Source organism: Faecalicatena fissicatena (assembly GCF_016900595.1).
GTDB classification, from domain to species: domain Bacteria; phylum Bacillota; class Clostridia; order Lachnospirales; family Lachnospiraceae; genus Claveliimonas; species Claveliimonas intestinigallinarum.
Genome location: NZ_JACLYY010000005.1, coordinates 67,829 through 94,251 on the forward strand (window position 1 = coordinate 67,829; position 26,423 = coordinate 94,251).

At 54.0% G+C, this 26,423-nt stretch carries 23 protein-coding genes; 16 read left to right on the plus strand and 7 right to left on the minus strand.

All coding sequences use genetic code 11. The features are described from left to right. Positions 1-16 precede the first annotated feature (16 nt). From H7U36_RS15305 to H7U36_RS06520, 5 genes are read left to right on the plus strand one after another with little or no spacing between them, the layout of a single operon-like run. Positions 17-151, plus strand: a complete 135-nt coding sequence (locus tag H7U36_RS15305; RefSeq protein ID WP_275951598.1) for a hypothetical protein — start codon at positions 17-19, stop codon at positions 149-151. 55 nt (positions 152-206) lie between these two features. After that, positions 207-3,140 (plus strand): phage tail tape measure protein, encoded by a 2,934-nt coding sequence (locus tag H7U36_RS06505; RefSeq protein ID WP_205155860.1) that lies wholly within the window; start codon positions 207-209, stop codon positions 3,138-3,140. Positions 3,141-3,143: 3 nt separating this feature from the next. Then, positions 3,144-3,506, plus strand: a complete 363-nt coding sequence (locus H7U36_RS06510; protein WP_205155861.1) for a hypothetical protein — start codon at positions 3,144-3,146, stop codon at positions 3,504-3,506. A gap of 17 nt (positions 3,507-3,523) precedes the next feature. After that, entirely contained in the window at positions 3,524-5,392 is a 1,869-nt protein-coding gene (locus tag H7U36_RS06515) for a hypothetical protein (protein ID WP_205155862.1), read from the plus strand. Between the two features lie 20 nt (positions 5,393-5,412). Next, entirely contained in the window at positions 5,413-6,804 is a 1,392-nt protein-coding gene (locus H7U36_RS06520) for a hypothetical protein (RefSeq protein WP_205155863.1), read from the plus strand. Between the two features lie 9 nt (positions 6,805-6,813). Here the strand turns inward: H7U36_RS06520 and H7U36_RS06525 are convergent, their stop codons facing one another. Together H7U36_RS06525 and H7U36_RS06530 are read right to left on the minus strand one after the other, a co-directional pair. Continuing rightward, entirely contained in the window at positions 6,814-7,158 is a 345-nt protein-coding gene (locus H7U36_RS06525) for a SymE family type I addiction module toxin (RefSeq protein ID WP_205155864.1), read from the minus strand. Then, positions 7,155-7,454 carry a hypothetical protein gene (locus tag H7U36_RS06530; RefSeq protein ID WP_205155865.1) on the minus strand — a complete coding sequence of 100 codons (300 nt, stop codon included), beginning with the start codon at positions 7,452-7,454 and terminating at the stop codon, positions 7,155-7,157. The genes H7U36_RS06525 and H7U36_RS06530 overlap by 4 nt, the downstream gene beginning before the upstream one ends. 193 nt (positions 7,455-7,647) lie before the next feature. On the opposite strand from H7U36_RS06530, the gene H7U36_RS06535 reads away from it, so the two are divergent. The 7 genes from H7U36_RS06535 to H7U36_RS06560 all read left to right on the plus strand — a co-directional run bounded on the left by H7U36_RS06535 (position 7,648) and on the right by H7U36_RS06560 (position 12,932). Next, positions 7,648-8,070, plus strand: a complete 423-nt coding sequence (locus H7U36_RS06535; RefSeq protein WP_205155866.1) for a phage holin family protein — start codon at positions 7,648-7,650, stop codon at positions 8,068-8,070. Then, complete coding sequence (locus tag H7U36_RS06540) at positions 8,070-8,921, plus strand: SPOR domain-containing protein (protein ID WP_243426710.1); 852 nt, start codon at positions 8,070-8,072, stop codon at positions 8,919-8,921. The genes H7U36_RS06535 and H7U36_RS06540 overlap by 1 nt, the downstream gene beginning before the upstream one ends. Before the next feature lie 27 nt (positions 8,922-8,948). After that, entirely contained in the window at positions 8,949-9,008 is a 60-nt protein-coding gene (locus tag H7U36_RS15500; RefSeq protein ID WP_243426718.1) for a hypothetical protein, read from the plus strand. A 116-nt stretch (positions 9,009-9,124) separates the two neighbouring features. Beyond that, complete coding sequence (locus H7U36_RS06545) at positions 9,125-9,331, plus strand: SHOCT domain-containing protein (RefSeq protein ID WP_205155867.1); 207 nt, start codon at positions 9,125-9,127, stop codon at positions 9,329-9,331. A 52-nt stretch (positions 9,332-9,383) separates the two neighbouring features. Then, positions 9,384-10,943, plus strand: coding sequence for a recombinase family protein (locus H7U36_RS06550; RefSeq protein WP_205155868.1), 1,560 nt, complete (start codon positions 9,384-9,386; stop codon positions 10,941-10,943). A 4-nt stretch (positions 10,944-10,947) separates the two neighbouring features. Then, entirely contained in the window at positions 10,948-11,364 is a 417-nt protein-coding gene (locus tag H7U36_RS06555) for an integrase (RefSeq protein ID WP_205155869.1), read from the plus strand. Further along, on the plus strand, positions 11,364-12,932 hold the full coding sequence (locus H7U36_RS06560; protein ID WP_205155870.1) for a recombinase family protein: 1,569 nt from the start codon (positions 11,364-11,366) through the stop codon (positions 12,930-12,932). The genes H7U36_RS06555 and H7U36_RS06560 overlap by 1 nt, the downstream gene beginning before the upstream one ends. A gap of 56 nt (positions 12,933-12,988) precedes the next feature. On the opposite strand, the gene H7U36_RS06565 is transcribed toward H7U36_RS06560, so the two are convergent. The 4 genes from H7U36_RS06565 to H7U36_RS06580 all read right to left on the minus strand — a co-directional run bounded on the left by H7U36_RS06565 (position 12,989) and on the right by H7U36_RS06580 (position 17,798). Continuing rightward, positions 12,989-13,798 (minus strand): hypothetical protein, encoded by an 810-nt coding sequence (locus H7U36_RS06565; RefSeq protein ID WP_205155871.1) that lies wholly within the window; start codon positions 13,796-13,798, stop codon positions 12,989-12,991. A gap of 217 nt (positions 13,799-14,015) precedes the next feature. Then, complete coding sequence (rlmD, locus tag H7U36_RS06570; protein ID WP_205155872.1) at positions 14,016-15,398, minus strand: 23S rRNA (uracil(1939)-C(5))-methyltransferase RlmD; 1,383 nt, start codon at positions 15,396-15,398, stop codon at positions 14,016-14,018. Positions 15,399-15,496: 98 nt separating this feature from the next. Further along, positions 15,497-16,441: a 3'-5' exoribonuclease YhaM family protein gene (locus H7U36_RS06575; protein WP_138303348.1), complete on the minus strand. Its 945-nt coding sequence runs from the start codon at positions 16,439-16,441 to the stop codon at positions 15,497-15,499. Between the two features lie 70 nt (positions 16,442-16,511). Then, positions 16,512-17,798: a S1C family serine protease gene (locus H7U36_RS06580; protein WP_205155873.1), complete on the minus strand. Its 1,287-nt coding sequence runs from the start codon at positions 17,796-17,798 to the stop codon at positions 16,512-16,514. Between the two features lie 223 nt (positions 17,799-18,021). Here H7U36_RS06580 and H7U36_RS06585 point away from each other — a divergent pair, with 223 nt between their 5' ends. The 3 genes from H7U36_RS06585 to H7U36_RS06595 are packed head-to-tail and all read left to right on the plus strand — an operon-like array spanning position 18,022 to position 22,605. Continuing rightward, positions 18,022-20,400 (plus strand): endonuclease MutS2, encoded by a 2,379-nt coding sequence (locus tag H7U36_RS06585; RefSeq protein ID WP_191428998.1) that lies wholly within the window; start codon positions 18,022-18,024, stop codon positions 20,398-20,400. A 32-nt stretch (positions 20,401-20,432) separates the two neighbouring features. Then, entirely contained in the window at positions 20,433-21,134 is a 702-nt protein-coding gene (locus H7U36_RS06590) for a response regulator (protein ID WP_033126231.1), read from the plus strand. Between the two features lie 58 nt (positions 21,135-21,192). Further along, positions 21,193-22,605, plus strand: coding sequence for a sensor histidine kinase (locus H7U36_RS06595; RefSeq protein WP_205155929.1), 1,413 nt, complete (start codon positions 21,193-21,195; stop codon positions 22,603-22,605). Between the two features lie 204 nt (positions 22,606-22,809). On the opposite strand, the gene H7U36_RS06600 is transcribed toward H7U36_RS06595, so the two are convergent. After that, on the minus strand, positions 22,810-24,015 hold the full coding sequence (locus H7U36_RS06600; RefSeq protein WP_191428999.1) for a substrate-binding domain-containing protein: 1,206 nt from the start codon (positions 24,013-24,015) through the stop codon (positions 22,810-22,812). 247 nt (positions 24,016-24,262) lie between these two features. Between H7U36_RS06600 and pflB the strand changes: the two genes are divergently transcribed. Further along, on the plus strand, positions 24,263-26,380 hold the full coding sequence (pflB, locus tag H7U36_RS06605; protein ID WP_205155874.1) for a formate C-acetyltransferase: 2,118 nt from the start codon (positions 24,263-24,265) through the stop codon (positions 26,378-26,380). Positions 26,381-26,423 lie beyond the last annotated feature (43 nt).

The window sequence follows — 26,423 nt, forward strand, 5'->3', positions numbered from 1 at the left end:
GTTTTTGCTGCGGTGTGTGCAGCTGGGGCTTTCCATCTGTGACCTTGATTTATTGAGCATCGGGCTGATCAACGACATGTACGTGGAGAGCCGGAACGATGAGCATAAATATGCGGTGGTGGCCACACAAAAAGATTTTGATTTATTTTAACCTGCCTGGAGCAATCCGGGCTTTTTCTATGCCCATTTTCAGGAGGTGGTGACACATGGCAAGCCGGATCAAGGGGATTACGGTGGAGATCGGCGGCGATACCAGCGGCCTGGAAAAGTCGCTGTCTGACGTCAACAATTCGATAAAGAAGACCCAGAGCCAGCTGCGGGATGTGAACAATCTCCTGAAGCTGGACCCGTCCAACACGGTGCTTTTAGCACAGAAGCAGGAACTGCTGCAGGCTGCCATCGGGGATACTGAGAGAAAACTGCAGGCTTTGGAGCAGGCGCAGGAGGAAGTGACGAAAGCCTTTGAGCATGGTGACCTTGGAAAAGACCAGTACATGGCCTTCCAACGCGAGGTGGAAGAAACCAGGGGGACGCTGAACCGCTATAAGGCGGATCTGTCCGGCCTGCAGTCAGAGCAGGAGCGTCTCTCTACGAATACAGAGAGACTCAGCAAGCTGTTTGCCGCTACGGAATCAAACGTAGATGATTATGCAGATGTGCTGGGAAGCCGATTGGTAAATGCCATCAGAAACGGCACAGCATCCTCAGACCAGCTAAAGACTGCTATCGAGAAAATCGGGAAGTCTGCTACCGGCGGCAAGGCGGATATTAAGCAGCTGACCGATGCCCTGGATACGGTGGATGACGGGCAGGCGATCCGGAACCTGATCGAGGATCTGAATGATGTGGGTGACGCTGCCCAGGATGCCGCAGGCGATATCGGGGAGATCGCAGGAGCCACAAAGGGAGCAGCCCTCATGGAAGCCGCCGACCAGCTTTCTGCCGTTGGGGATAAAATCCAGGATATCGGGGACAAGGCGGTGTCCGCTTATGCGGAGACAGAAAATGCAGTCACGAAGGTGAACGCTTACTTCGGGGAAACGGGTGCCGCAGCAGAAGCCAGCGCCGCAGTCGTCAAAGAAGTCTATGGATCCGGTGTTGGCCAGAGCATGGACGCCGTGGCGGAAGCGGTTATCATGGTCAAGAAGAACCTTGGGGAGCTTTCCGATACCGACCTTACCCACCTGACACAGCAGGCGCTGACGCTGGATGAACTGTACGGCATCGATATGAACGAGACCCTGCGCGGCGTCAATGCCCTGATGAAGCAGTATGGCATGACGGCGCAGGAGGCGATGGATTACATTGTCACGGGTACGCAGAATGGCCTGGATAAGACCAACGAGCTGGGCGATAACCTGTCCGAGTATTCCGGCAAGTTCGCCCAGGCCGGCTACTCCGCATCCGAGTATTTCCAGCTCCTGCAGAACGGCCTGCAGGGCGGCGCGTACAACCTGGACAAGGTTAATGACGCCATCAACGAGGTGACCACCCGTCTGGCAGACGGGACCATCGGGGATGCTATTGACCTGTATTCCCAGAAGACCCAGTCCCTGTTCCTGGCATGGCAGAACGGGGAAGCCACCCAGAAGCAGGTCATTGATTCCATTGTGGCGGATATCGCAAACTGTACCAACGAGCAGCAGGCCCTGAACATGGCGGCGGAAGCCTTCGGTACGATGGCCGAGGATGGGAATCTCAGGTTCATCACTTCCCTGACTTCTGTAGGCGAAACCTACGACAGTGTGGCAGGTTCTGCACAGAACCTGTTTAACCAGACAGGCACTCCCATGCAGGAGATGGAGGCCAATACCAGGAAGCTCCAGCAGGCCCTGATCCCTCTGGGCGAGAAGATCGTGGAGCTTGCCAATGTGGTGCTGCCGCCCCTGGTGGCGGTCATTGAGACTGTGAGCGGGATCTTTGGCATGCTGCCGGAGCCGGTGCAGAACTTCGTGGTGATCCTCGGGGCGCTGCTTGTGGCTTTTACCGCTCTGGTGCCGATTATCGCGGCCCTCGCAGTATCCTTTGGAGCATTGAATATTTCCCTGCTTCCGATTATCGGCATCATTGCCGGAGTGGCTGCGGCCATTGCCGCGATCATAGCCATTGTGAAAAACTGGGGCGCGATCACGGAATGGTTCGGCCAGCTCTGGGAGACGGTATCAGCAAAGCTGATGGAACTTTGGGACAAGGTGGTGGTGTTCTTTACGGAAACCATCCCTGCGGCGGCGCAGAAATTTGTGGATTTCTTCTCTGCTATCCCGCAGTGGTGGAGCAGCCTGTGGTCGCAGGTTTCCGCATTTTTCGTCAATATCTGGAACAATATCAGGAATACAGCCGCGCAGGTCTGGAACACCATCAGGCAGACAGCGGTCGATGCGGCAAATGCGCTGAAACAGGGCATCCAGAACATCTTCTCTGCACTTTCCCAGTTCATTTCACAGATCTGGAACACACTGAAAAATACAGCCTCGAATATCTGGAACGGCATCAAGACCACGGTAGTGAATATCGCCACAGGATTAAAGGACGCGGCGGTCAATGCCTTTAAAAACCTGGTTTCCGGCATCCGTTCCGCACTTTCCGGGCTGGCATCGGTTGTGCAGAACGGCTTTTCCGGCGCAATCTCCTTTATCACGAGCCTGCCGGGGAAAGCCCTCCAGTGGGGCAAGGATTTTATACAGGGGCTGATCAACGGCATCAAGAGCATGGTGCAGGCGGTGGTTGACACGGTATCCGGCATTGCCAGCAAGATTGCGTCTTTCCTCCACTTCTCTGCTCCGGATGAAGGACCGCTCTCTGACTATGAAAAGTGGATGCCTGACTTCATGAAGGGATTGGCTGGCGGCATTGAAAAGAGCCGCTGCCTGGTGGAAAAGGCTGTGAAGGATGTGGCTTCGGACATGGTCATCACTCCAAAGGCATGTGTGTCCGGGTACGGAGATACAGATGGGATGATGGCCGGAGGCAGCATGGCGGATATGATCTCCGCGATCTCATCTGCCGTTTCGGAGGCACTGTCCGGTTTTTCCGGCCGGCAGGGCAATATCGTGATCCCGGTGTATGTGGGAGGCACTTTGCTGGATGAACTGGTGGTGACGGCGCAGGCGAGGCAGAACCTGCGGTCAGGAGGGAGGTAAGCGATGGCATTTATACAGTATCTGACTTTTGACGGCACAGCCCTCCCCCTGCCGGATTCCTATGAGGTGCAGATGGATGATGTGGAAGCGGATTCCGGCGGGGAGACGGAGGCCGGGACGGTGCAGCGGGATGTAGTGCGCTCTGGTGTGGTGAGCATCCCGGTGACGTTTTCTGTTTCGGTAAAGTGGCTGAAGACCCTTACGGGGTTTAAGCAGCAGGAAAAGATCACAGTGGGATATTTCGATACGGAGACACTGGAGGTGAAGACGGCGGAGATGTATGTGGAGGGGTACAAGGCTTCTCTTGTGAAGGATACGTCCCGGAAGGGGCTGTGGACAGTGAGTTTTACGCTGAAGGAATTTTAGAGTGGAGGTGATGCCCTATGTATCCGGTGAGTGAGGCATTCCTGCAGGCGGTGCAGGGGAACACCCGGAAGTATTACTGGACGGGCAAGATAACAACTGCAGCCGGAGCGGAGTATCCCTTTGATCAGGAGGATATCGTCAAAGGAAGCGGCTATATCACAGCACAGTGCTGCGGCAACTCGGAAATCGAGCTTGGATCAGTGTATGCGGCTGAGATGGGGATCAGCCTGTTCCTGGATATCGACCGCTATACGCTTGAGGGTGCAAAGGCAGAACTGACCTATCACCTGCGGCTGGCAGACGGGACTTACGAAGCTGTCCCAATGGGGATCTTTGAAGTAAGCGAGGCAAACCGGACAGCCCATGTGCTGGAACTGAAAGCTTACGACTATATGCTGCGCTTTGACAGGGATTTCAATGGCTTTGAGACCATCGGGACGGCATATGGCATGATGGTGCTGTGCAGCACAGCCTGCGGGGTGGAACTGGCGCAGAGCCAGGCAGAGATCGAAGCGCTTCCCAACGGATCGGAACTGCTCTCCATCTACCCGGAGAATGATATTGAAACTTACCGGGATGTGCTGTATTTTACGGCGCAGATCCTGGGCGGTTTCTTCTGCGTCAACCGGGATGGGAAGCTGGAGTTTCGGCAGTACAGGAATACACCTGTGATGGAGATTTTACAAAAACACAGGTTCTCCAGCAGCTTCTCCGACTTTGTTACGAGGTATACGGCGGTCAGTTCCACGAACCAACAGACGCAGACGGCTGAGTATTATGCCCTGGAGGAGGATGATGGGCTGACCATGAATCTGGGGGTAAATCCGCTCCTGCAGTTCGGACTGGAAGAGACAAGGGCGGAGTTATGCAGAAATATCCTGACATCCTTATCAGCGGTCAATTATGTGCCCTTCGATTCGGATACTATCGGGAACCCGGCACTTGACCTGGGGGATGTGCTGACCTTCTCCGGCGGGCAGGCAGACAGCCGGCAGATCACCTGCGTGACATCTTTTACAGTCAAGGTCGGCGGCAGGCAGAGCCTGAAATGCGTGGGGAAGAATCCAAGGCTTTCCCAGGCAAAATCAAAGAATGACAAGAACATCTCCGGCCTCTTAAACCAGATCGAAGCCGGGAAGATCGGCATCCATACATTTACCAATGCCTCCGCTTATACCATTGCGAAGACAAATGTGCGGATCATCAGCATTGAGTTTGCTTCCAAAGAAGAAAACCATGCGCAGTTCTTCGGGCAGGTCATCGTAGATGCGGAGGCTGATCCGGTGGAACGGAGTGCAAATGCCGCCGGGACTATCGTAGTGCCGTTCCCGGAGGCTTTGGCGGATAGCGGCACGGAAGAAGATGCAGATACTTCCACAGACGCTGCGGAAGAAGCTCCTTCTGGAAACACTGAGGTTTCCGTGGATGTGAGCCTGCCGGTGACCTGGGCGGAGGACGGGAAGGCGGTCTGTTATGTGACTTTTGAACTGAACAACGCGGAGATCCTGCTCCATCATCCGGTGGAGACCTGGCACAGTGGGAAGCACATCCTGTCTTTGTATTATCCGATTGAGAACGTTGTACCGAACATAACGAATACCTTTAACGTGTATCTTCGCATGAAGGACGGTTCCGGGACAGTTGGCATCGGAGACTGCATCGCTTCTATCAGCGGCCAGGCGATGGCGGCTGCGGCAGCCTGGGACGGCAGGATTGACATTGAGGAGACGGCGGCACTATTTTCTGTCAGCGGCGGCCTTCAGGCAACAGGCCTTACGGAAGCGGTAGATGTGGGAATTATGGAGCTGGTACAGAAAAGCTACGCGGATACTATGACGGGAAGGACTGGAATCGGCGCATTCTGCCGGCCGGTCACACTTGCTTAAGCAACAGGAGGATTATGATTATGGTTTTGAAAGGCATTATGACGATTGAACTGACGGATGAGGCAACAGGGGATGTGGAAACCGTCACAGAAGAGAATATGATCACGGAAGCAGTAAACAATATCCTTGGCCTGAACCCGATGGGGATCTTTTATGCCGCCACCGGGGAATACGATGCGGCAGTTTTGTGGAATGGGAGCCTTCTGCCCATCTGTCCCAACATGATCGGCGGCATCCTGCTGTTCTCCAAGGCCCTGGAAGAAGATACGGGACATATCTATGAGCTGTCCGATAACCTCCCGGTGGCATATGCGTCCAACGATGTGAATTCCACGGCAAACACAGCGAGGGGAAGCCTGAACCTGACGGAGAGCATGCCTATTGCGAATGGTTATAAGTTTGTCTGGGAGTTTACGCCCAGCCAGGGGAACGGCACTATTGCGGCGTTAGCGCTCACCAGTTCCTTCGGCGGTGAGAATGCCTATGGGAGCCTTGTGGGGGATGCCAGCACCTTCCTGCAGTTAAAAGCTGCGGATATCGGGTCGATCCCGGATGCCAACAAGATGGTCCTTTTTGAAGCTGTGGAGATGGATTTTGAGAACAGCCTGCTCTACTCCATCACTTACGAAAATGACAGTGTCCGGATACGGAAGCTGCGGATTCCGGTCTTTTCCATCGGGCTGAACGAACGTCTGGATGATTCCACCTATACCGTGTTGGAGGATGAGGTGCTGACGCCGGAGACCTTTGAATTCCTGGGAAGTTATACAAAGCATGGAGAGTTCATGGATGGTCAGGACGGGTACTGGTACGGTTTTTCCAATGAGGAAAACTCTTCGGGGGATGCCGTGATGCTTTGGATCAGGATCTCCAAATCGGACTATTCCTTCACGGAAGGCCAGTGGACGCTCTCCAATGCAAAGCTGATGGACGTGGGGAGCAGGGAGCTTGGTTCCTATCCGGAGCGCGTGGTAAAGTGCTGCGTCAGGGACGGCTATCTTTATGTCCCGGCCTATGACGAGAAAGGGATCTACAAGATCAACCTTGCAAACTCCACGGATGTGACTCTGATCGAGTTCGGCTTCACGTCCAAATGGAAGCCGCTCTGCGAAACGGGAACCTGTGAGCTATATATGACATTGGTCGGCGACCTGATCATCGGCGGGGATTTTCAGGTCACGGCAGATGACACGGTGATACATACTCAGGGGAGCGCACGGCTCAATGATGCCGCCACTCCCCTGTTCCAGTATAAAAACTTCCTGATCGGCTGGGGAGGCAGCTACGGAAAAGAGTACCGGACGGCATACCTTCTGACGCCGTACCTGGCGTCCATCAATAACCTCTCTTCAGCGGTGGTAAAAACCGTGGATAAGACCATGAAGATTACCTACACGCTGACGGAGGAGTAAGTCCGGGGATTATCTGGCAGGTTTTTTAGATGGGGTACTGTAGCCAAGAGCAGGTTCAGCCACACGGGAAAATCTCCGGGAATCCTCGTGAATGTCTCTCCGGAGCCTTCGGATGGCTGCGGACTTAGCTGCAAGTTCTTTTTCCAGTTCGGCTTTCCGGCGGTCAGCCAGCTCCTCTTCTGTCATCTGCCGGATGCGGATGGAGCCATCATCGTACTCCACCACGATGGTGCTGCCGATGGAAAAGCCAAGTTCTTCCAGCCACTTCCCCTCCATCTGGATCTTCGGTACCTGCGTGTAAGAGTTACCGCAGCTGCGGCTGGTGTATGCGACCTTGATGTTTTTCTGCTTCATGAGCGTACCTCCTTATAGTGTTTGCAACGGCTTTTCCTGGAAAGCCAGTAGATATCGTGGTTTCGGATCTGGCTGAGGCAGCCGGAAAGCGTGGCTCCGTGGCCATGCTCGTGGTAGAGTGTTCCCCTGTGATGGGTGTGATAGATCATATAGCTTCTGAAATGAGGGTACTCCTGCAGCAGGATGTGCCAGCAGTGTCCGGTGTTTTTTGACTGGAGCGTTACGGTGCAGCCGCCGGATGCGATGATGGAAAAATACCCAGTATCGATAGTGTTTAGTTCCTTCGCAGTAAACATTTTTGACCTCCTTCCTGCGATTTTTGTAATTGTATCTATCACTCTGTCCGGCAGGAATAGCAACCTAAATCTGTGTCATAAACTGCACAAATCTTTTCCGGCAGGATTGTGTACTAAGACACTTTATATAAAGACTACTAATCGGCGCTCATGTGGGCGTCTTTTTCATTTTCAGAAAGCGAGGGATTTCGTTATGAAAGAATTCTGGAGCATGATTCAGCTTATTTTTACGGCACTTGGCGGCTGGCTGGGATATTTCCTTGGAGGCTGTGACGGTTTGCTTTATGCCCTCATTGCCTTCGTTGTGATCGACTACATCACGGGTGTGATGTGCGCCATCATCAGCCGGGAGTTATCCAGCGCAGTCGGCTTCAAAGGGATCTTCCGCAAAGTGCTGATCTTCCTGCTTGTCGGGATTGCAAACATCATCGATGTGCAGGTAATCGGAACCGGGGCGGTATTGCGGACAGCGGTGATCTTTTTCTACATCTCCAATGAAGGCGTGAGCCTGTTGGAGAATGCAGGACATCTGGGGCTGCCGATCCCGGAAAAGATCAGAACGGTATTAGAACAGCTCCATGACAGAGCAGAAAACGGAAAGGAAGGTAATGAATAATGGCTTACACAAACAGTCCCCTTGTATCTTACACAAAACTCAGCCCCAACCACTCCGGGCAGAGGACGCATTCCATTGACCGGATTACGCCCCACTGTGTGGTCGGCCAGCTGACGGCGGAGAGCATCTGCGGATGCTTTACCAGTCCGTCTAGAGAGGCCAGCTGCAATTATGGCATCGGAAAGGATGGGAAGATCGCCCTTTGCGTGGAGGAGAAGAACCGCTCTTGGTGTTCTTCCAGCAGCGCCAACGATCAGAGGGCTGTCACCATCGAGTGCGCCAGCGACTTAAATCATCCCTACGCAATGACCACTGCCGTTTACAATTCCCTTGTGAAGCTGTGTACGGACATCTGCAAGCGGAATGGGAAGAAGAAACTTCTCTGGCTGGGGGATAAAAACAAAACGCTGAATTATTCTCCAAAATCCGATGAAATGGTATTGACCGTCCATCGCTGGTTCGCCAACAAGTCCTGTCCGGGAGATTGGCTGTTTTCCCGTCTTGGGGATCTGGCCTCCAAGGTAACGGCAAAGCTTAGCGGGAACACTTCCGCAAACACCGGTACGCTGTACCGTGTGCAGACAGGCGCTTTTTCCAAGAAAGCGAATGCGGACGCAATGGAGAAAAAGCTCAAGGCAAAAGGTTTTGACACCTATATGGTACAAAGCGGCAGCCTTTACAAAGTACAGGTCGGCGCATACAGTGTCAAGGCCAACGCTGAAGCAATGATGAAAAAGGTCAAAGCGGCCGGATTTGACGCTTTCATTGCGACCGCATCCGGGTCAGCTGTATCTTCCTCTAATACTAAGTCCATTGACACGCTCGCCAAAGAAGTCATTCGCGGCGATTGAGGCAATGGCGCGGAAAGAAAGCAAAGGCTGACAGCCGCAGGATATGACTATGCGGCGATACAGAAAAGAGTAAACGAATTATTGTAAGAACAGGAACAAACTGGCCTGCAGATTTCTCTTTGGAGAGTCTGTAGGCCTCTTTTTTATTTTATTCCGCTCAAAGCGACAGTTCATCTCCAGTGGAAACTGGAGGTGGATATGTTATGACAGACAAAACCACAAATGTTCAATCTGGATATTTCACGCAGGAGCGGATTCAGGGCGATCTGGACTACTGCAGAGCGCAGGCAATTGCAAAAAAGATGCTCGATAACGGCCTCATTTCTATGACTGAATTCAACAAATTAAACGCTATCAATCGCGAAACTTTCTCTCCCTTGTTCGCGGAAATAATGCCAAAAATCCCTTGATATGTAGCCGTTTTAGAGTGATGTATAGGCGTACAGAAAGGAGGAACTTCCCTTGAAAAAGATAACGAAAATCGCTGAAACAGCAAGCGCGAAAGTTAAACTCAAGAAAATCCGGGTAGCCGCCTACTGCCGCGTCTCTACGGATTCTGATGCCCAGCTTGAAAGCCTTGAGGCACAGAAAACCCACTATGAAAATTACATCACATCTCGTGATGACTGGGAGTTCGCAGGACTCTATTACGACGAAGGTATTACCGGCACTAAGAAGGACAAACGTCCGGAGCTGTTACGCCTCATTGAGGACTGCAAGTCCGGTAAAGTAGACTTTGTTATCACAAAATCCATCAGTCGATTTAGCAGGAACACAACGGACTGCTTAGAGCTGGTAAGGAAGCTGCTTGCACTGCGCATTCCCATCTATTTCGAGAAAGAAAATATCAACACCGGCTCAATGGAGAGCGAGCTTTTTCTGGCAATTCTCTCCAGCATGGCTGAAAGCGAGTCTGTTTCTATATCGGCAAATAGCAAATGGTCAATCCAGAAACGCTTCGAGAACGGCACCTATAAAGTCAGCTACCCGCCCTACGGCTACGATTGGGATGGTGAGCAGATGGTCATTAATGCAGAACAGGCGGCTGTTGTGAAAGAAATCTTCGCGGCATTGCTCTCCGGCAAAGGTACCCACGCCATCGCGGACGATCTGAACCAGCGTGGCATTCCTACCAAGCGAAACGGGCACTGGACGGCCACGACCATTCGCGGGATGCTTTCCAATGAAAAGTATGTCGGCGACTGCTTTTTTCAGAAAACGTACTCGGATTCACGCTTTGTTCGGCACAACAACCACGGCGAGCAGACGCAGTATCTAGTCAAAGATCATCACGAGGCAATCATCAGCCGGGAGGACTTTGAAGCCGCTCAAACTTTTATTCATCAGCGGGCAACCGAAAAAGGTGTCGTCAAAGGAAGTGATAAGTATCAGAATCGCTACACTTTCTCCGGGAAAATCATCTGCGGCGAGTGTGGCAATACCTTTAAGCGCCGAATTCACCACTGCACCGGATATAAATACGCTGCATGGTGCTGCAATACCCATATCAAGGATAAGGATAAATGCCATATGCTTTTTATAAAAGACGATGATCTGAAGCAGGCTTTCATCACCATGATGAACAAGCTGGTCTACGCGCACCGGATCATCCTAAAGCCATATGTAGACGCATTGAAAAACACATCTTCTGATGACTCGCTTCGGCGCATTCAGGAAATACAGACCTTATTAGCTCATAACACAGAAAAGCGCGAGACGCTGACAAAGCTTATGACACAGGGCATCATCGACCCGATCCTTTTCAATAAAGAAACAAACGAGCTGCTTTCGCAGGCGGACAGTTTCCGAGATGAGATCAACGCCTTAAAAAACGCAGTTTCCGGAGATGTCACAAAAATTGACGAAGCCGCAGCACTCCTGCGCTTTACGGGAAAAGGTGGAATGCTCCAGGAATTCGATGATGACCTGTTTCAAGAATATGTGAACCGCATCATTGTACGCTCCAGAAGTGAAGTGTGCTTTGAATTGAAATGCGGTCTGACACTTCGGGAAAGGATGTGAAGATATGGGACATATACCCTACGGCTACAGCATTGAAAACGGCGGCGCCACGATTAACAAGGATGAAGCCGATAAAATACGAAAGCTCTATGAAAATTACCTCTCCGGGATGGCACTAACCAAGGCTGCTTCCGCTGCTGGCATCGAAACCTATCACGGCACTGCAAAGCGCCTAATGGAAAACAGGCACTACCTCGGAGATGATTTTTACCCGGCCATCATCGATCAGGAAACCTTCGATAAAGCTGCTGCCATGCGTCTGGAACGCGCCGGAAAACTTGGCAGGCTGAACAAGAAAAAGAACACAAAGCCTGCAGCGCCTCCTACAAACTTTCGCATGGCAACGGCAGCGCAACACTATGAAGATTCAAGGCTGCAGGCAGAATACCTCTACAGCCTCATAGAAAGCGAGGTAAGCTAATGGGAAATGTTATGGTGATTCCGGCCAGACGGCAGGTCGGAAATACAGTAAAACAATCCGCTCAGAAAAAGCTCCGTGTTGCAGCCTACTGCCGCGTCAGCACAGATTCTGAAGAACAGGAAACAAGCTATGAGGCTCAGGTCACGCACTACACAGAATATATTCAAAAGAATCCGGAATGGGAACTGGCAGGTATCTTTGCAGATGACGGTATCTCCGGCACCAACACAAAAAAGCGGAACGAATTCAACCGAATGATCGATGAATGTATGGCAGGCAATATCGACATGGTCATCACCAAGTCCATCAGCCGATTTGCCCGAAACACGCTCGACTGCCTCCAATACATCCGGCAGCTGAAAGAAAAGAACATACCTGTCTATTTTGAAAAGGAAGCCATTAACACGATGGACTCTAAGGGCGAGGTATTGATCACGATCATGGCGAGCCTTGCCCAGCAGGAAAGCCAGTCCATGAGTCAGAACATCAAGCTGGGACTTCAATACCGCTACCAGCAAGGCAAGGTGCAGATCAACCACAATCGCTTCCTCGGATACACCAAGGATGACAACGGGCACCTGATCATCGATCCAGAGCAGGCAGAAATCGTAAAGCGCATCTACCGAGAATATCTCGAAGGCTCCAGCATGAATAAGATTGCCGATGGGCTTATGGCCGACGGTATTCTCACTGGCGCAGGCAAGACAAAATGGCACACCAGCACCATCAACAAAATTCTCCGCAACGAGAAGTATATGGGCGATGCGCTTCTTCAAAAGACTTATACCACCGACTTTCTAACAAAGAAGCGGATCAAAAACAACGGCACCGTTCCTCAATACTATGTCGAGGACGACCACGAAGCAATCATTCCAAAGGAGCTCTTCATGCAGGTGCAGTCGGAGCTTGTACGTCGCCGGACAGTTCACGTAAGCCCGACAGGCAAGAAACGCAGCTTCTCCTGCAATCACTGTTTTGCACAGATGGTTTTATGCGGAGACTGCGGTGAGCTTTACCGGCGCGTTCACTGGAATAACCACGGCTGCAAGTCCATCGTCTGGCGCTGCATCAGTCGATTGGAGCCTATCTCCGCCGAAAAGAGCTGTACCAATCGAACGGTAAACGAGCTCCTACTACAGGAAATCACGGTCAAGGCCATCAACCAAATCCTCACCGAGCGAGACTTTTTCCTTAAAACTTTACAGCAGAATATCGCCAAGGCCGTAGTGGGTGCTGACACCCTCTCTCCAGACGGCATTCAGGCAAGGCTTGAAGAACTGCAAAAAGAGCTCATCAAGAAAGCAGATAACAAACAAGACTACGATGCCATCGCTGACGAAATTTTCCGGCTCCGCGACCAGAAAGAAAAGTCCGAGCTCGACAGCCATCACCAAGAAGAAGCCATGAACCGGATTAAGGAACTGCAGAACTTCATCGCCGGGCAGGAAACCGATATTACAGAGTTTGATGAGGCTCTGGTTAAAAAGCTCATTGAGAAGATTACCGTTTTCGCCGACCACTTCACCGTGGAGTTCAAGTCCGGTATCACAATCGACATCGGAGCATAAAAAGAGCAAGTCTCCTTAATGGTAATAAACCAGATAGGCGACTTGCTCTTTCATGTTTAAATCATCGGCGATGGCTTCAGTATATCTTCAAGTGTATCTATCAACTTTCTGATGTATGGAAAGAGCTTATTGTCATCAAAATCCACCAATTGCACAATTGCATCCTCCAGTGAAAAAGAATACCTGACATCACTAATATCTGACGCCATCTGTATCTTCTCTCCCGTGTCTTTATTTTGAACATAAAAGCCCATCACTCGCCCAGAAGATAACTCTTCAATTTCCTGATATGCTGGTCTTCCTTTGTGCTTACAAAAATTATAACGTTTCCTTATTTCTGAATCAGAAAAATCATTCCAAAAATCAATAATCTGGTCGAAGGCGGGAATAAATTCAGGGCACATCATTTTCAGGTACTCAAAGGGATTATTCTCAGCGGTAGGTGATGTCACGTTTCGTTCAGTACTTCTAAGTAATGTTGCTGCCTCATCAATAGGTCTTATTCCGGATAAATCTACTCTTTTTCCCTGTTGGCTACAGGCAAATTCTGCCGACACATAGCATAGTGTCCAAGACATATCTACGATAGCATTATAATAAAACAATGCAGTCTCATAAAAATGTGACCTAAAAATCAACTTAAAGGCTTTATCAGTTACATCATCCTCAACTGGATTAAACCAGTGTTTCCAATCATCGGTTTCAGTCTCTCTCAAAAATATACGAGCCGCTGAGTATTGTTCGACAAGCTCTTTTTGTTTAGAACGAGAAAACAAATCGTGATTGTTTGGCAGCCTTGTTCCAACTAAGTTAAATGTTACCGATGACGGCTTATCTAATGAAAATATATCTGTAGTAAAATCCATCCAACTCCTCCTCTGACATCTATCTCACAGCCACAACTCCCCGACATCTAACTCTGCAACTCAACATAATGACATCTATCGTGGCAACTCAACTCTCACACTTTTTGATTCGGATCATGCCTTGATAAGTTACCGAGAAGCGTTTTGTCTGCCCAACGCCAAATATATCAAATATGTCCGATTACGCGAAAACCGCAGTATTACAGGGCTTTCACGGCTATTTACCTTCCACCCTTGACATCAAACAGACCGTCTCCACATGCACCGTATGCGGGAACATATCCACCGCCTTCACCCTGTCCAGCTCATACCCGTTCCCCCGCAGGTACTTCACGTCCCGGGCCAGGGTGGCGGGGTCGCAGCTGACGTACACGATCCGATCCGGCTGCATCTTCACCATGGTCTCCAGCACGATCTGCTCGCAGCCCTTCCGGGGCGGGTCCACCACGATCACATCCGCCTGCACCCCCTCTTTTTCGTACATGCCAGGCAGCACCTCCTCCGCCTTTCCCACATAAAACCGGGCGTTGGAAATGTCGTTGATAGCGGCGTTGTTTTTGGCATCCCGGATGGCCTGGGGGACGATCTCCACCCCGCAGACGCATCCTGCCCTCCGGGCGAGGAAGAGGGAGATGGTGCCGATGCCGCAGTACAGATCCCACACCGTCTCCTTTCCCGTCAGGCCGGCGAACTCCAGGGCCGTGCCGTAGAGCCGCTCCGTCTGCACCGGGTTCACCTGATAAAAGGAGAGGGGAGAAATGTGGAATTTCACATCGCCGATGTAGTCTGTGATATAGTCCTGCCCCCAGATGGTTTTTATGTCCTTTCCCATGATCACATTTGTCTTCTCCCTGTTGACGCTGCAGGTGATGCTCGTCATGCCCTGGATGGAGGACAGCCGCTCTGCCAGCACATCGCTGTGGGGAAGGGCGTCTCCGTTGATGACTAGACAGACCATCAGCTCTCCGGTGGCAAAGCCCTTGCGGATCAGCACATGGCGCACCAGCCCGGCGTGGGACTCCTCGTCGTAGGGCTGCACGTGGTATTCCCCCATAAAGGCCAGAATCTCCTGCAGGATAGGCTGATTTTCCTCTGCCCCCAGAGCGCAGTCCATGTCCGGCAGGGGGATGATCTGATGGGTCCGTCCGGCATAGAAGCCTGCCGTCAGATGGCCTTCTCTGTCTCTGCCAATGGGATACTGGGCTTTATTGCGGTAACGGAAGGGCTCGTCCATTCCGATGATCCCCTCCATGGCGGCGTCCAGCACCTCTTTTGGCACTGCGCCGAGCCGCAGAAGGTTGTTCTCCACCTTGCCCTTTTTAAAGGCAAGCTGCTGCCTGTAATCCATCTCCTGGATCTGGCAGCCGCCGCATCTTCTGGCCTCCTTGCACCTTGCATTTTGACGGGCAGGTGAGGGCGCAAGAATATTCATTAATCTTGCATACCCATAGTTTTTCTTCATCTTCATGATCTTTGCTTCCACCAGGTCCCCGATGATTGCATCCTTAATAAAAAGAGCGCATCCGTCTACCTTTCCGATGCCCTCTCCACCAGTGCCCATGTCCTCTATCCGCACTGTCACCAAATCATTTTTCTGCATAAATATTCCCCTTTGTGTCACTTTTACGCACCAGTTATATGAATTTGGGACGTAACACTTTTAAACTTTGTTACGTCCCCAAATACATTTAATACTATTTACATCTCCGTCCGGCGCAGGTTTGTCTCGAAGAGCCGGTTATATCCCAGCCATTCCCTGCTGCCCTGCTTATCCTTGAAGATCTCGGTCAGCGTCTGCATCTTGGCGTCTGTGCAGTCCGCGAAGTTGAGGGCCATGGCCTCGGCCAGGGCCGGCTTCTTCGGGGAGCCGTACTCCAGCTCGCCGTGGTGGGCGATGACGCAGTGCTTCAGCTCGCTCGCCAGCACCTCCGGGAAATCCGGGATGGTGCGGATGGCGTCGCTGATCATCTCCACGCCGATGACGATGTGGCCCAGAAGCTGGCCGTCGTCTGTGTAGTCGTTTGCCGGGAAGGGAGACAGCTCTTTGATCTTCCCGATGTCATGGCACATGGCCGCGGTGTAGAGAAGATCCCTGTTCAGGATGGGGTAGGCTCCCACCATGTACTCGCAGAACTTCACCACGCTGAGGGTGTGCTCCAGAAGGCCGCCGGCAAAGCCGTGGTGGACCGTCTTGGCCGCAGAGTGGTTCTTGAATTTCTTGATGAAATCCGGGTCATTTTCAAAGTAGTACTCTATGATCTTCCGGAGGTACGGATTTTTCACCTGGCGGCCGTAGGATAAGAGCTCCTGGTACATGGCCTCCGGATCCTTCTCCGTGGAAGGCATGTAGTCCGCCGGGTTGTACTCGTCCTCGTAGGCCCTGCGGATCTGCTTGATATTCAGCTGCAGCGCGTTGTTGTAGCTGATGACCTCACCGTACACCTCGATGAAATCCATCTCCTCATAGTCCGCGATGCCGCTGGAGTTGGGATCCCACACCTTTCCGTCCAGTGTTCCTGTCTTGTCCTGGAGGATCAGGTTGTCGTATGGTTTGCCGTTTCTTGTCTCAGCGGAACGTTTGCCCTTGCACAGGTAAATGTTCCTGATGGTCTCTCCCTCGCAGAGAGTGTTGATATATCTCATATAAAATGCCTCTTTCTGATAATTTTCTAATTGTCTTGCGTCTTTTAAGGTTTGCGTCTTTTGCGTTTTCTTACTCTTTACTTCCCACAGTCACCCGGAAAGTGATGTCCACATAGCCGCCGGTTCCCTGGCGCTGCCCCCGGACCCGTATCTCATTGCCTGTCTCCTGCTGCATCAGGGCGTTGTTGTAGCCGGACAGAGTGGTCACTGAAGTGCCGTCCACCTCGGTGATCACATCGCCGCTCTGGATGCCCGCCGCCATGGCCGGCGAGTCGGCGCTGACCTCCTGCACGTAAACGCCGGCAGGAATGCCCTGGCTGTCTGTCAGCTCCTCTGTCACTGTGACCCCCTGTATGCCGATGTAGGGCACCGCCTGCCCGTTGGACAGAAATTCCAGGGCGTCCTTCAGGTCAGAGATGCCGTAGGCCGCCACAGGCCCGGACTCCCCGTCCCCATAGAAGCGCTCCTGGTCGATCAGGCCGATGATCTGACCGTCCGTGTTGAGCAGGATCCCGGTGCCGCTTGTGCTGCCGCCAATGTCCGTGCACAGCAGGCTGTAGTCTCCGTCCGCCCGGCTGACCGTCTCCCTGGTGGAGGAGACAACGCCAATGCCCATGCCTCCATAATACCCGAAGGGGCTGCCGATGGCAATGACAGGATCTCCCTTTGAGACGCTCCCGGAGCTGCCCAGAGCCACTGTCTGGATCTGGTTCCAGGCATTTTCCGACAGGGTGTTTTTCGCAATGGCGTAGACCGCAATGCCAAGGTTGGTATCCTGCCTCTTCACACTGACGCTGTAGGAATTGCCGTCCACAAGCCGGGCCTGCAGAGAGCCTCCCTCAGGCACGGCCAGACCTTTGGCCGCCACCAGGAGCTCCACGCCGTTGTCCTCAAAGATGACGCCCGCCACGCTGTCCTCGTCCACAAGCGCCTGGTCCTGCCCTTCCGGCTGGGAAACCTGGACAGATATCTCCGCCATGCTCCTGTTCACCGTGCCCGCCACAGTCACAAGAGCCTGGTTCAGTTCCTCGTAATCATCCACTGTGAGAACAGGGGAGGTCTCTTCTGTCTGTCCTTCCTCTCCTTCCTGGGTCTCCTCCTCTTCCTCCTCCGGGATGGTGATTTTCCTGGGATTGCTGGAAAACCGGTCCTCCGCCCATGGCCTGAGGGCATAAAATCCCAGGCAGGCCGCAAGTCCGAATATCAGACCAAGGCCCGCATATCTCAAGACCATGTTTCGGATCTTCCTGTATCCTACGTTCTCATCCTTGATGGTTTCCTGCATAAAGGAAAATTCTTCTTTCTTTTCCTCTTCGTTTTCCTCTCTGCTCTCCTCAGGATTTTCATGATATTCCATGACCATCTTCTCCTTGTGCAATCCTTGTTTTAGTATACAATATCCCCCCGCAATGTTCAATAATTATCCTTTCCTTTCCCCTGTAAATGCGGTATAATGATTGCGCAAAAGCGCAATCTGAAGCGAGGAACTCGCTTCACCCTGCTGCGCAGGGATATACCGACAGGACACGGCAAAGTGCGACAAAATCTGACAAAAAACATGGAATACAGGTGAACCTATCATGAATCATAAGACACTGACAAAACTGGAATTTGACAAAGTGGTGGACCTTCTCACCGCCCAGGCGACCTGCCCGGGAGGCGTGCGGTCCTGCCGCTCCCTGAAGCCATACACGGACATCAATAAAATAGAGACCGCCCAGGAGCAGACCCAGGCCGCCTTCACAAGGATCGTGAAGAAGGGCCGCCTGTCCTTCTCCGGCTGCGATCCGGTGAGCGACTCCCTGAAGCGCCTGGAGATCGGCGGAACCCTGGGGGCCGGAGAGCTCCTTCGCATCTGCAAGGTCCTGAAAGCCGCCGGCAGGGCAAAGTCCTACGGCCGCCACGAGACAGTGGACGAGGCCGCCGACTGCCTGGACGTCTACTTTGACCAGATCGAGCCCCTCACCAATCTGGCGGGCGAGATTGACCGCTGCATCATCAGCGAGGAGGAGATCAGCGACGAGGCCAGCCCGGGGCTGAAGCACATCCGCCGCCAGATCAGTCTGGCCGGTGATAAGATACACTCCACCCTGACCTCCCTTGTGAACGGCCCTCTGCGCAGCTATCTGCAGGACGCCCTCATCACCATGAGGGGGGACCGGTACTGCATCCCTGTGAAGGCCGAGTACAGAAGCCAGGTGCCGGGCATGATCCACGACCAGTCCTCCACCGGCTCCACCCTGTTCATCGAGCCCATGTCCATCGTCAAGCTGAACAATGACCTGAAAGAGCTCTACGGAAAAGAGCAGGAGGAGATCCAGGTCATCCTGGCGGACTTAAGCAATGAGACTGCTCAGCACGTGGACGCTATCCGGGCGGACTACAAGGCCATGACAGAGCTGGACTTCATCTTCGCGCGGGGAGCCCTGGCTCTCTCCATGAACGCCAGCCGCCCCCTCTTTAACAGCGAGCGGAGGATCCGGATCCGCCAGGGACGCCATCCCCTTCTGGACCCGAAGTCCGTGGTGCCCATCTCCCTCACGCTGGGGGAGGATTTTGACCTGCTCATCATCACAGGCCCCAACACAGGAGGAAAGACAGTCTCCCTGAAAACCGTGGGGCTTTTCACCCTGATGGGCCAGGCAGGCCTCCACATCCCGGCCCTGGACCGCTCCGAGCTGGGCGTATTTACCAATGTGTTCGCGGACATCGGGGACGAGCAGAGCATTGAGCAGAGCCTCAGCACCTTCTCCTCCCACATGACAAACATCGTGTCCTTTTTGAAGCATATCACCCCGGACAGCCTGGTGCTCTTCGACGAGCTGGGAGCCGGCACGGATCCCACTGAGGGCGCCGCCCTGGCCATCGCCATCCTGGAGCATCTCCACAGGCAGGGCATCCGCACCATGGCCACCACCCACTACAGCGAGCTGAAGGTGTTCGCTCTCTCCACAGAGGGAGTGGAAAATGCCTGCTGCGAGTTCGACGTGGCCACCCTGCGGCCCACCTACCGGCTCCTCATCGGCATCCCCGGCAAGAGCAACGCCTTTGCCATCTCCAGCAGGCTGGGGCTGCCGGACTACATCATCGACGAGGCGAAAAAGCAGCTCTCCGAGCAGGAGGAGTCCTTTGAGGACCTGCTGACGAACCTGGAGCAGAGCCGCCGCACCATCGACAGGGAGAAGGAGGAGATCAGCGCCTACCGCCGGGAGCTGGAGAAGCTGAAGAACGAGACCGCCGCCCGTCAGGAGAAGCTGGACGCCCAGAGGGACCGCATCCTGGAGGAGGCAAACGACAAGGCCCGGTCCATCCTGGAGGAGGCCAAGGAGATGGCCGACGAGACCATGAAAAATTTCCGCAAATTCGGCAAGGAGAACATCTCCGCCGCGGAGATGGAGAAGGAAAGGGAGCGGCTTCGCAAGAAGATCGCCTCCACCGGCTCCGGCAAAAAGCTGGCGGCCGCAAAGCCCAGGAAGCAGCATAAGCCCGGCGATTTCAAGCTGGGCGAGTCTGTCCGTGTGCTGAGCCTGAACCTGAACGGCACCGTCACCTCCCTGCCTGACGCGAAGGGAAATGTGAACGTGCAGATGGGGATCCTCAACTCCCAGGTCAACATCTCCGACCTGGAGATCATTGAGGAGCAGCCCGTGTACTCAGCGGCGAAAAACCTGCGGCGCACCTCACAGGGCAAGATGAAGATGGGCAAATCCCTGTCCGTCAGCCCGGAGATCAACCTCCTCGGGAAGACTGTGGACGAGGCCGTGGCGGAGCTGGATAAATATCTGGACGACGCCTACCTGGCCCACATAAACCAGGTGCGCATCGTGCACGGCAAGGGCACCGGCGCCCTGCGCAGCGGCATCCACAAATATCTGCGCAGGCAGAAGCACGTGAAGGATTTCCACCTGGCCGCCTTCGGCGAGGGCGATGCGGGCGTCACCATCGTGGAATTCAAATAGAGACCGACATCATCTTAAGAGGGAGGATATTTATGGTAAACAAACAGAAAATACTGATCGTAGATGACGATGAAAATATTGCGGAGCTGATCTCCCTGTACCTGACAAAGGAGTGCTTTGACACCATGATCGTCCACGACGGGGAGGAGGCTCTGAAGGCATTTGACCTGTACCATCCCAGCCTGATCCTTCTGGATCTGATGCTGCCCGGCATCGACGGGTACCAGGTGTGCCGGGAGATCCGCAGCCGCTCCCAGACCCCCATCATCATGCTCTCCGCCAAGGGGGAGGTGTTTGACAAGGTGCTGGGACTGGAGCTGGGGGCGGACGACTACATCATGAAGCCCTTTGACTCCAAGGAGATGGTGGCCAGAGTGAGGGCCGTCCTTCGGCGCTACCAGCCGGCCCGCCAGGAAACTCCGAAGGAGGAGCGGGGAAAATGTGTGGAGTATCCGGGCATTGTCATCAATCTCACCAACTACTCTGTCCTCCTGGACGGAAAAAATGTGGATATGCCTCCAAAGGAGCTGGAGCTCCTCTATTTCCTGGCCTCCTCCCCGAACCAGGTCTTCACAAGGGAACAGCTTCTGGACCAGATCTGGGGCTATGAGTACATCGGCGACACCCGGACTGTGGACGTGCACATCAAACGACTCCGGGAGAAGATCAAGGACCATCCGTCCTGGTCTCTTGCCACCGTGTGGGGCATCGGCTATAAATTCGAGGTAAAATAGTGTTCGAGGTAAACGAATGTTTTTCAGACGAAAAAAAGCAAAAAAGAATAATCTTCCTCTGAACAGCACGCTGTATCTGAAATTTATCATCGTCTACATCATTCTCGGGTTCCTGAGCCTTTTCACCGCCGCCACCCTGGCCTCGGGGCTGACCTACAGCGGCCTCAAGTCCTCGGAGGCGGACCGGCTCTACGCCCAGGCCACTGCCATGGCCAACGACTACCTGCCGGGGTACTTCAGCGATCTGCTCACAGGCTCTGACGTAAAGATGCAGCTGAACGGCATTTCCGCCTACGCAAAGGCCGCCGTCTGGCTGGTGGACCGGGAGGGCAATGTGCTGGTCTCCTCCCGCCCTGACAGCTACCCCGCCGCCCCGGCCCAGATCCGGGGCTTTGATCCCGCCGCCAGCGGCAGCGCCACATACCAGGAGGGAAACTACCACGGCTATTTTGAGGAGGATGTACTCACAGTCAGCGCCCCGGTGATCCAGGGCTTTTCCACAAAGGGCTACCTGCTGATCCACAAGGAGGTCTCTGACCTGACGGATTTCAGGGACACCCTGATGCGCTCTGTCTACGCCACGGTGATCATCATTTATCTTCTCTCCTTCATCGTGCTGCTGGCCTTCCAGTTTCTCGTGTACCGGCCTCTGCGCAAAATAACGGAGGCTGCCACCCAGTACGCCTCCGGCAACCTGGAGTACGAGATCCCGGTGACCACCCAGGACGAGATGGGGTATCTGTCCGCCTCCCTGAACTATATGTCCGCGCAGCTGCGGGACATGGAGGACTACCAGAAAAAGTTCGTGGCAAATGTATCCCACGATTTCCGCTCCCCTCTCACCTCCATCAAGGGCTATGTGGAGGCCATGGCAGACGGGACCATCCCTCCGGAAATGCAGCAGAAATACCTGAACATCATCCTCTTTGAGACAGAGCGGCTGACGGACCTGACCCAGGATCTGCTGACGCTGAACGAGTTTGACACAAAGGACATTCTCCTGAACAAGGAGGTTTTCGACATACACGAGGTCATCAAGAACACGGCCGCCACCTTTGAGGGCATCTGCACAAAGAGGAAGATTTCCATTGAGCTCATTCTGGCCGCCCGCCACCTGAACGTGTACGCGGACCGGAAAAAGATCCAGCAGGTCCTCTATAACCTGATCGACAATGCCATCAAGTTCAGCGACTCCGACTCCAGCATCACGGTGGAGACCACGGACCGGGGCGACAAGGTCTACATCTCTGTCAAGGACTACGGCATCGGCATCCCCAGGGACTCCCTGAACAAGATCTGGGAGCGCTTCTACAAGACAGACGCCTCCAGGGGGAAGGACAAGAAGGGCACCGGCCTGGGCCTGTCCATCGTGAAGGAGGCCATCCAGGCCCACGGGGAGAACATCAACGTCATCAGCACCGAGGGGGTGGGGACGGAGTTCATCTTCTCCCTGCCCAAAAAGAGCAATTAGCTTTCTATAAAAACGCACGAAAAAGGAGGGCCACATTCCCTTGAGGCCGGCTCCGGGGTTCGAGCCTGTATGACAGTCTCTCACCCCTCCCGCCGGAATATCCTCTTCGGAAATGTGGCCCTCCTTTTTCTGTTTATACGCAAAGTCATTCTCTTTTCCTGCACAGGATAAAGACTCTCTCTTGAGCGGAAAATCCCATCCCACTTAGTACAGCATGGCCGCCACTTCCGGGTCCTCCATGTTGTCCGCGGTGATCCAGGTGTAGCCGGAGTCCACCTCCGCCTCATTTCCCAGCTCCAGGATAGCCCTTGAGCAGGCCACCACTGTGGCATAGCCCATGCCGTAGGGGTTCTGGGCCACAAGGCCGTCCACCAGCCCCTCCTCCAGGGCCTGAGCCTCCTCCTTTGTGGCGTCAAAGCCCACAATGCTCACGTCCTCCTTCTCCAGCCGCTGAGTGTTCTCCACAGCATCCATAACAGCCTCCCCGCTTGTGCCGTAGATAGCCGTGACATCGGGGTTTTTCTCAAAGATATAATCCATAGCCTCCTCGTCGGAAATATCCTCCGCGGTGAGCTGGCTCTCCTCGTCCTCTATGGGAGCGGCCTCCTGCCCCTCCTTCGCGTAGGTTCCCGCGTTGATCTCGTCCGCGATGGTCTTCTTCAGATCCTCCAGCTCATCCAGATAGTAGGTAGTTCCCACTGTGATCTCCGGGTGATCCGCCGCCAGCTTCTGGGTAAAGCCATCCACTCTCTGCTGGGTGGTCACGGAGCGGGAGTCGTGTGCAAATATAAGGATCTCCCCGCTCTCTCCCAGGATTTCCGCCAGGTGATCCGCCGCCTCTGCCGCCGCGGCGGTGTTGTCCGTGCTGATCTTGGCCATCACGTTCTGATAGTTGCTAAGAGAGTCGTAGGTCACCACAGATATGCCGTTCTCCGCCGCCAGGTCAAACTGCACGTCCCCGGACTGGGAGTCTATGATGGCGATACCAACCGCCTGGGGATATCTGGCCAGCTCCTCGTCCAGAATGTTCACCTGCTCATCCACATCCCCCGACTCGGAGGGGCCGCTGTACACCATGCGCACCCGGTCCTCCCCCTTGTAGCCCAGCGCGTCGTTGATATCGGAGACCGCCTTCTGGGCCCCCTCCTTCACATCGTCCCAGAAATCTCCGCCGGAGGCCTTTCCGATAATGGATAGATACGTGCCTGCCTCCAGATTCAGCCCCTCCACATTGCCGTAGGCGGAAGGGTCCAGAGCATCAAGTCGGACCTTCTCCTCGTCCACCTTCTCCTCGGTTCTGTTGACGGTAGTGGTCTGCTCCTCCCCGTCATTGATCCTTGTCTGACTGCACCCTGCCAGCGCAATGGCCGCGCCGGCCAGGAGCGCCGAAGCTCTCCATAACCTTTTCATTTTCTCTACACTCCACATCATTGAAATTTTGACTACAAACACTATACACCAAAATATCAAAAAAATGTTGAAAAATTTCTTAAATTTGCAAGATGTATAATTTTTATCATATTTGTATACTGTATACAAATAAATACAATCTATCTATTGACTAAATGATAGTCATTCTCATATAATAGTGCCACAACAGCTGTTCAATTATTTATTTTATGATCTTACATTCACATATTTCAGAGGAGGAACCTATATGGAAAAACATTGGATCGCGGAGAGCTGGGACGGCTTCCGCCCGGGCAGATGGAACCGCACCTCCGTAAATGTGCGGGACTTTATTCAGAACAACTACACACCCTACGAGGGAGACGAGTCCTTCCTGGCGGGCCCCACGGACGCCACGAAAAAGCTCTGGGATCAGGTCTTGGATCTGTCCGCGAAGGAGCGGGAGGCAGGCGGCGTCCTTGACATGGACACCCGGATCGTCTCCGGCATCACCTCCCACGGACCGGGCTACCTGGACAAGGACCTGGAGCAGATCGTGGGCTTTCAGACGGACAAGCCTTTCAAGCGCTCCCTGCAGCCCTTCGGCGGCATCCGCATGGCCCAGAACGCCTGCCGCGAGAACGGCTACGAGGTGGACCCGGAGGTGGTGGAGATCTTTACCAAATACAGAAAGACACACAACCAGGGCGTCTTTGACGTGTATACACCGGAAATGCGCCTTGCCAGAAAATCCGCCATTATCACCGGTCTTCCGGACGCCTACGGCAGAGGCCGCATCATCGGAGACTACCGCCGGGTGGCCCTCTACGGGACAGACTGGCTCATCGAGGACAAAAAACAGCAGCTAGCCACATCCCTTGTCCGCATGACCGGCGACAACATCCGTCTGCGGGAGGAGCTGGCCGAGCAGATCCGGGCTCTGGGCGAGTTAAAGGAGCTGGGAGACATTTACGGCTTTGACATCAGCAGGCCGGCCAGAAACGCGAAGGAGGCCATCCAGTGGCTCTACTTCGGCTATCTTGCGGCCGTCAAGGAGCAGAACGGCGCCGCCATGAGCCTTGGCCGCACCTCCACCTTCCTGGACATCTACATCCAGAGGGATCTGGACAGAGGCCTCATCACAGAGGAGCAGGCCCAGGAGTACATTGACCACTTTATCATGAAGCTGCGGCTTGTAAAATTCGCCCGCACGCCGGAGTACAATTCCCTCTTCTCCGGGGATCCAACCTGGGTGACAGAGTCCATCGGAGGCGTGGGCATAGACGGACGCCCGCTTGTGACAAGGACATCCTTCCGCTACCTCCACACCCTGGACAACTTAGGGACAGCGCCGGAGCCCAACCTGACTGTCCTGTGGTCCACAAGACTTCCCAGGGCCTTCAAGGAGTACTGCGCGAAAATGTCCATCAAGACCTCCTCCATCCAGTACGAGAACGACGACCTGATGAGGGCTACGCATGGCGACGACTACGCCATCGCCTGCTGCGTGTCCTCCATGCGGGTGGGAAAGGAGATGCAGTTCTTCGGCGCCCGGGCCAATCTGGCCAAGTGCCTGCTCTACGCCATCAACGGCGGCATGGATGAGCGCATGAAGGTGCAGGTGGGACCGAGGTATCGCCCGGTGGACACGGAGTACCTGGAGTACGATGATGTGATGCAGAAATTTGACGATATGATGGAGTGGCTGGCGGAGCTCTATGTCAATACCCTCAATGTCATCCACTACATGCACGACAAGTACTGCTACGAGAAGCTCCAGATGGCCCTCCACGACAGGGAGGTGAAGCGCTACTTTGCCACCGGCATCGCCGGCCTTTCTGTTGTAGCCGACTCCCTGTCCGCAATCAGGTACGCGAAGGTGAAGCCTGTCCGGGATGAGGACGGCCTCGTGGTGGACTACCAGGTGGAGGGAGATTTCCCCAAATACGGAAACAACGATGACAGGGTGGATGAGATCGCCGTGGAGATCGTCCGGACCTTTATGGACAAGATCCGCAAGCACCATACCTACCGCCACTCCATCCCCACCATGTCCATCCTGACTATCACCTCCAACGTGGTGTACGGCAAGAAGACCGGAAACACACCGGACGGAAGGAAACAGGGCGAGCCTCTGGCTCCTGGAGCCAACCCCATGCACAGGCGGGATACCCACGGCGCCCTGGCGTCCCTGGCCTCTGTGGCGAAGATCCCCTTCCGCCACGCCCAGGACGGCATCTCCAACACCTTCTCCATCATCCCGGGGGCTCTTGGCAAGGATGACCGCATCTTCGCAGGCGACCTGGATGTGGACAGGCTGGAGGACGAGTGCGCCAACATGGCATGCAGCATCCCCAATATCGAGGAGAGCATCGACAGGGAATAGTGACAGAGAATAAACAGCAGAGCATTAAAAGTGAGACGCGAAA

Excerpts from the sequence above, each read along its gene's own strand:
- H7U36_RS06505 (WP_205155860.1), top strand. The coding sequence starts at position 207 with ATGGCAAGCCGGATCAAGGGGATTACGGTGGAGATCGGCGGCGATACC.
- H7U36_RS06510 (WP_205155861.1), top strand. The coding sequence starts at position 3,144 with ATGGCATTTATACAGTATCTGACTTTTGACGGCACAGCCCTCCCCCTG.
- H7U36_RS06515 (WP_205155862.1), top strand. The coding sequence starts at position 3,524 with ATGTATCCGGTGAGTGAGGCATTCCTGCAGGCGGTGCAGGGGAACACC.
- H7U36_RS06520 (WP_205155863.1), top strand. The coding sequence starts at position 5,413 with ATGGTTTTGAAAGGCATTATGACGATTGAACTGACGGATGAGGCAACA.
- H7U36_RS06525 (WP_205155864.1), bottom strand. The coding sequence starts at position 7,158 with ATGAAGCAGAAAAACATCAAGGTCGCATACACCAGCCGCAGCTGCGGT.
- H7U36_RS06530 (WP_205155865.1), bottom strand. The coding sequence starts at position 7,454 with ATGTTTACTGCGAAGGAACTAAACACTATCGATACTGGGTATTTTTCC.
- H7U36_RS06535 (WP_205155866.1), top strand. The coding sequence starts at position 7,648 with ATGAAAGAATTCTGGAGCATGATTCAGCTTATTTTTACGGCACTTGGC.
- H7U36_RS06540 (WP_243426710.1), top strand. The coding sequence starts at position 8,070 with ATGGCTTACACAAACAGTCCCCTTGTATCTTACACAAAACTCAGCCCC.
- H7U36_RS06545 (WP_205155867.1), top strand. The coding sequence starts at position 9,125 with ATGACAGACAAAACCACAAATGTTCAATCTGGATATTTCACGCAGGAG.
- H7U36_RS06555 (WP_205155869.1), top strand. The coding sequence starts at position 10,948 with ATGGGACATATACCCTACGGCTACAGCATTGAAAACGGCGGCGCCACG.
- H7U36_RS06560 (WP_205155870.1), top strand. The coding sequence starts at position 11,364 with ATGGGAAATGTTATGGTGATTCCGGCCAGACGGCAGGTCGGAAATACA.
- H7U36_RS06565 (WP_205155871.1), bottom strand. The coding sequence starts at position 13,798 with ATGGATTTTACTACAGATATATTTTCATTAGATAAGCCGTCATCGGTA.
- rlmD (WP_205155872.1), bottom strand. The coding sequence starts at position 15,398 with ATGCAGAAAAATGATTTGGTGACAGTGCGGATAGAGGACATGGGCACT.
- H7U36_RS06575 (WP_138303348.1), bottom strand. The coding sequence starts at position 16,441 with ATGAGATATATCAACACTCTCTGCGAGGGAGAGACCATCAGGAACATT.
- H7U36_RS06580 (WP_205155873.1), bottom strand. The coding sequence starts at position 17,798 with ATGGAATATCATGAAAATCCTGAGGAGAGCAGAGAGGAAAACGAAGAG.
- H7U36_RS06585 (WP_191428998.1), top strand. The coding sequence starts at position 18,022 with ATGAATCATAAGACACTGACAAAACTGGAATTTGACAAAGTGGTGGAC.
- H7U36_RS06590 (WP_033126231.1), top strand. The coding sequence starts at position 20,433 with ATGGTAAACAAACAGAAAATACTGATCGTAGATGACGATGAAAATATT.
- H7U36_RS06600 (WP_191428999.1), bottom strand. The coding sequence starts at position 24,015 with ATGAAAAGGTTATGGAGAGCTTCGGCGCTCCTGGCCGGCGCGGCCATT.
- pflB (WP_205155874.1), top strand. The coding sequence starts at position 24,263 with ATGGAAAAACATTGGATCGCGGAGAGCTGGGACGGCTTCCGCCCGGGC.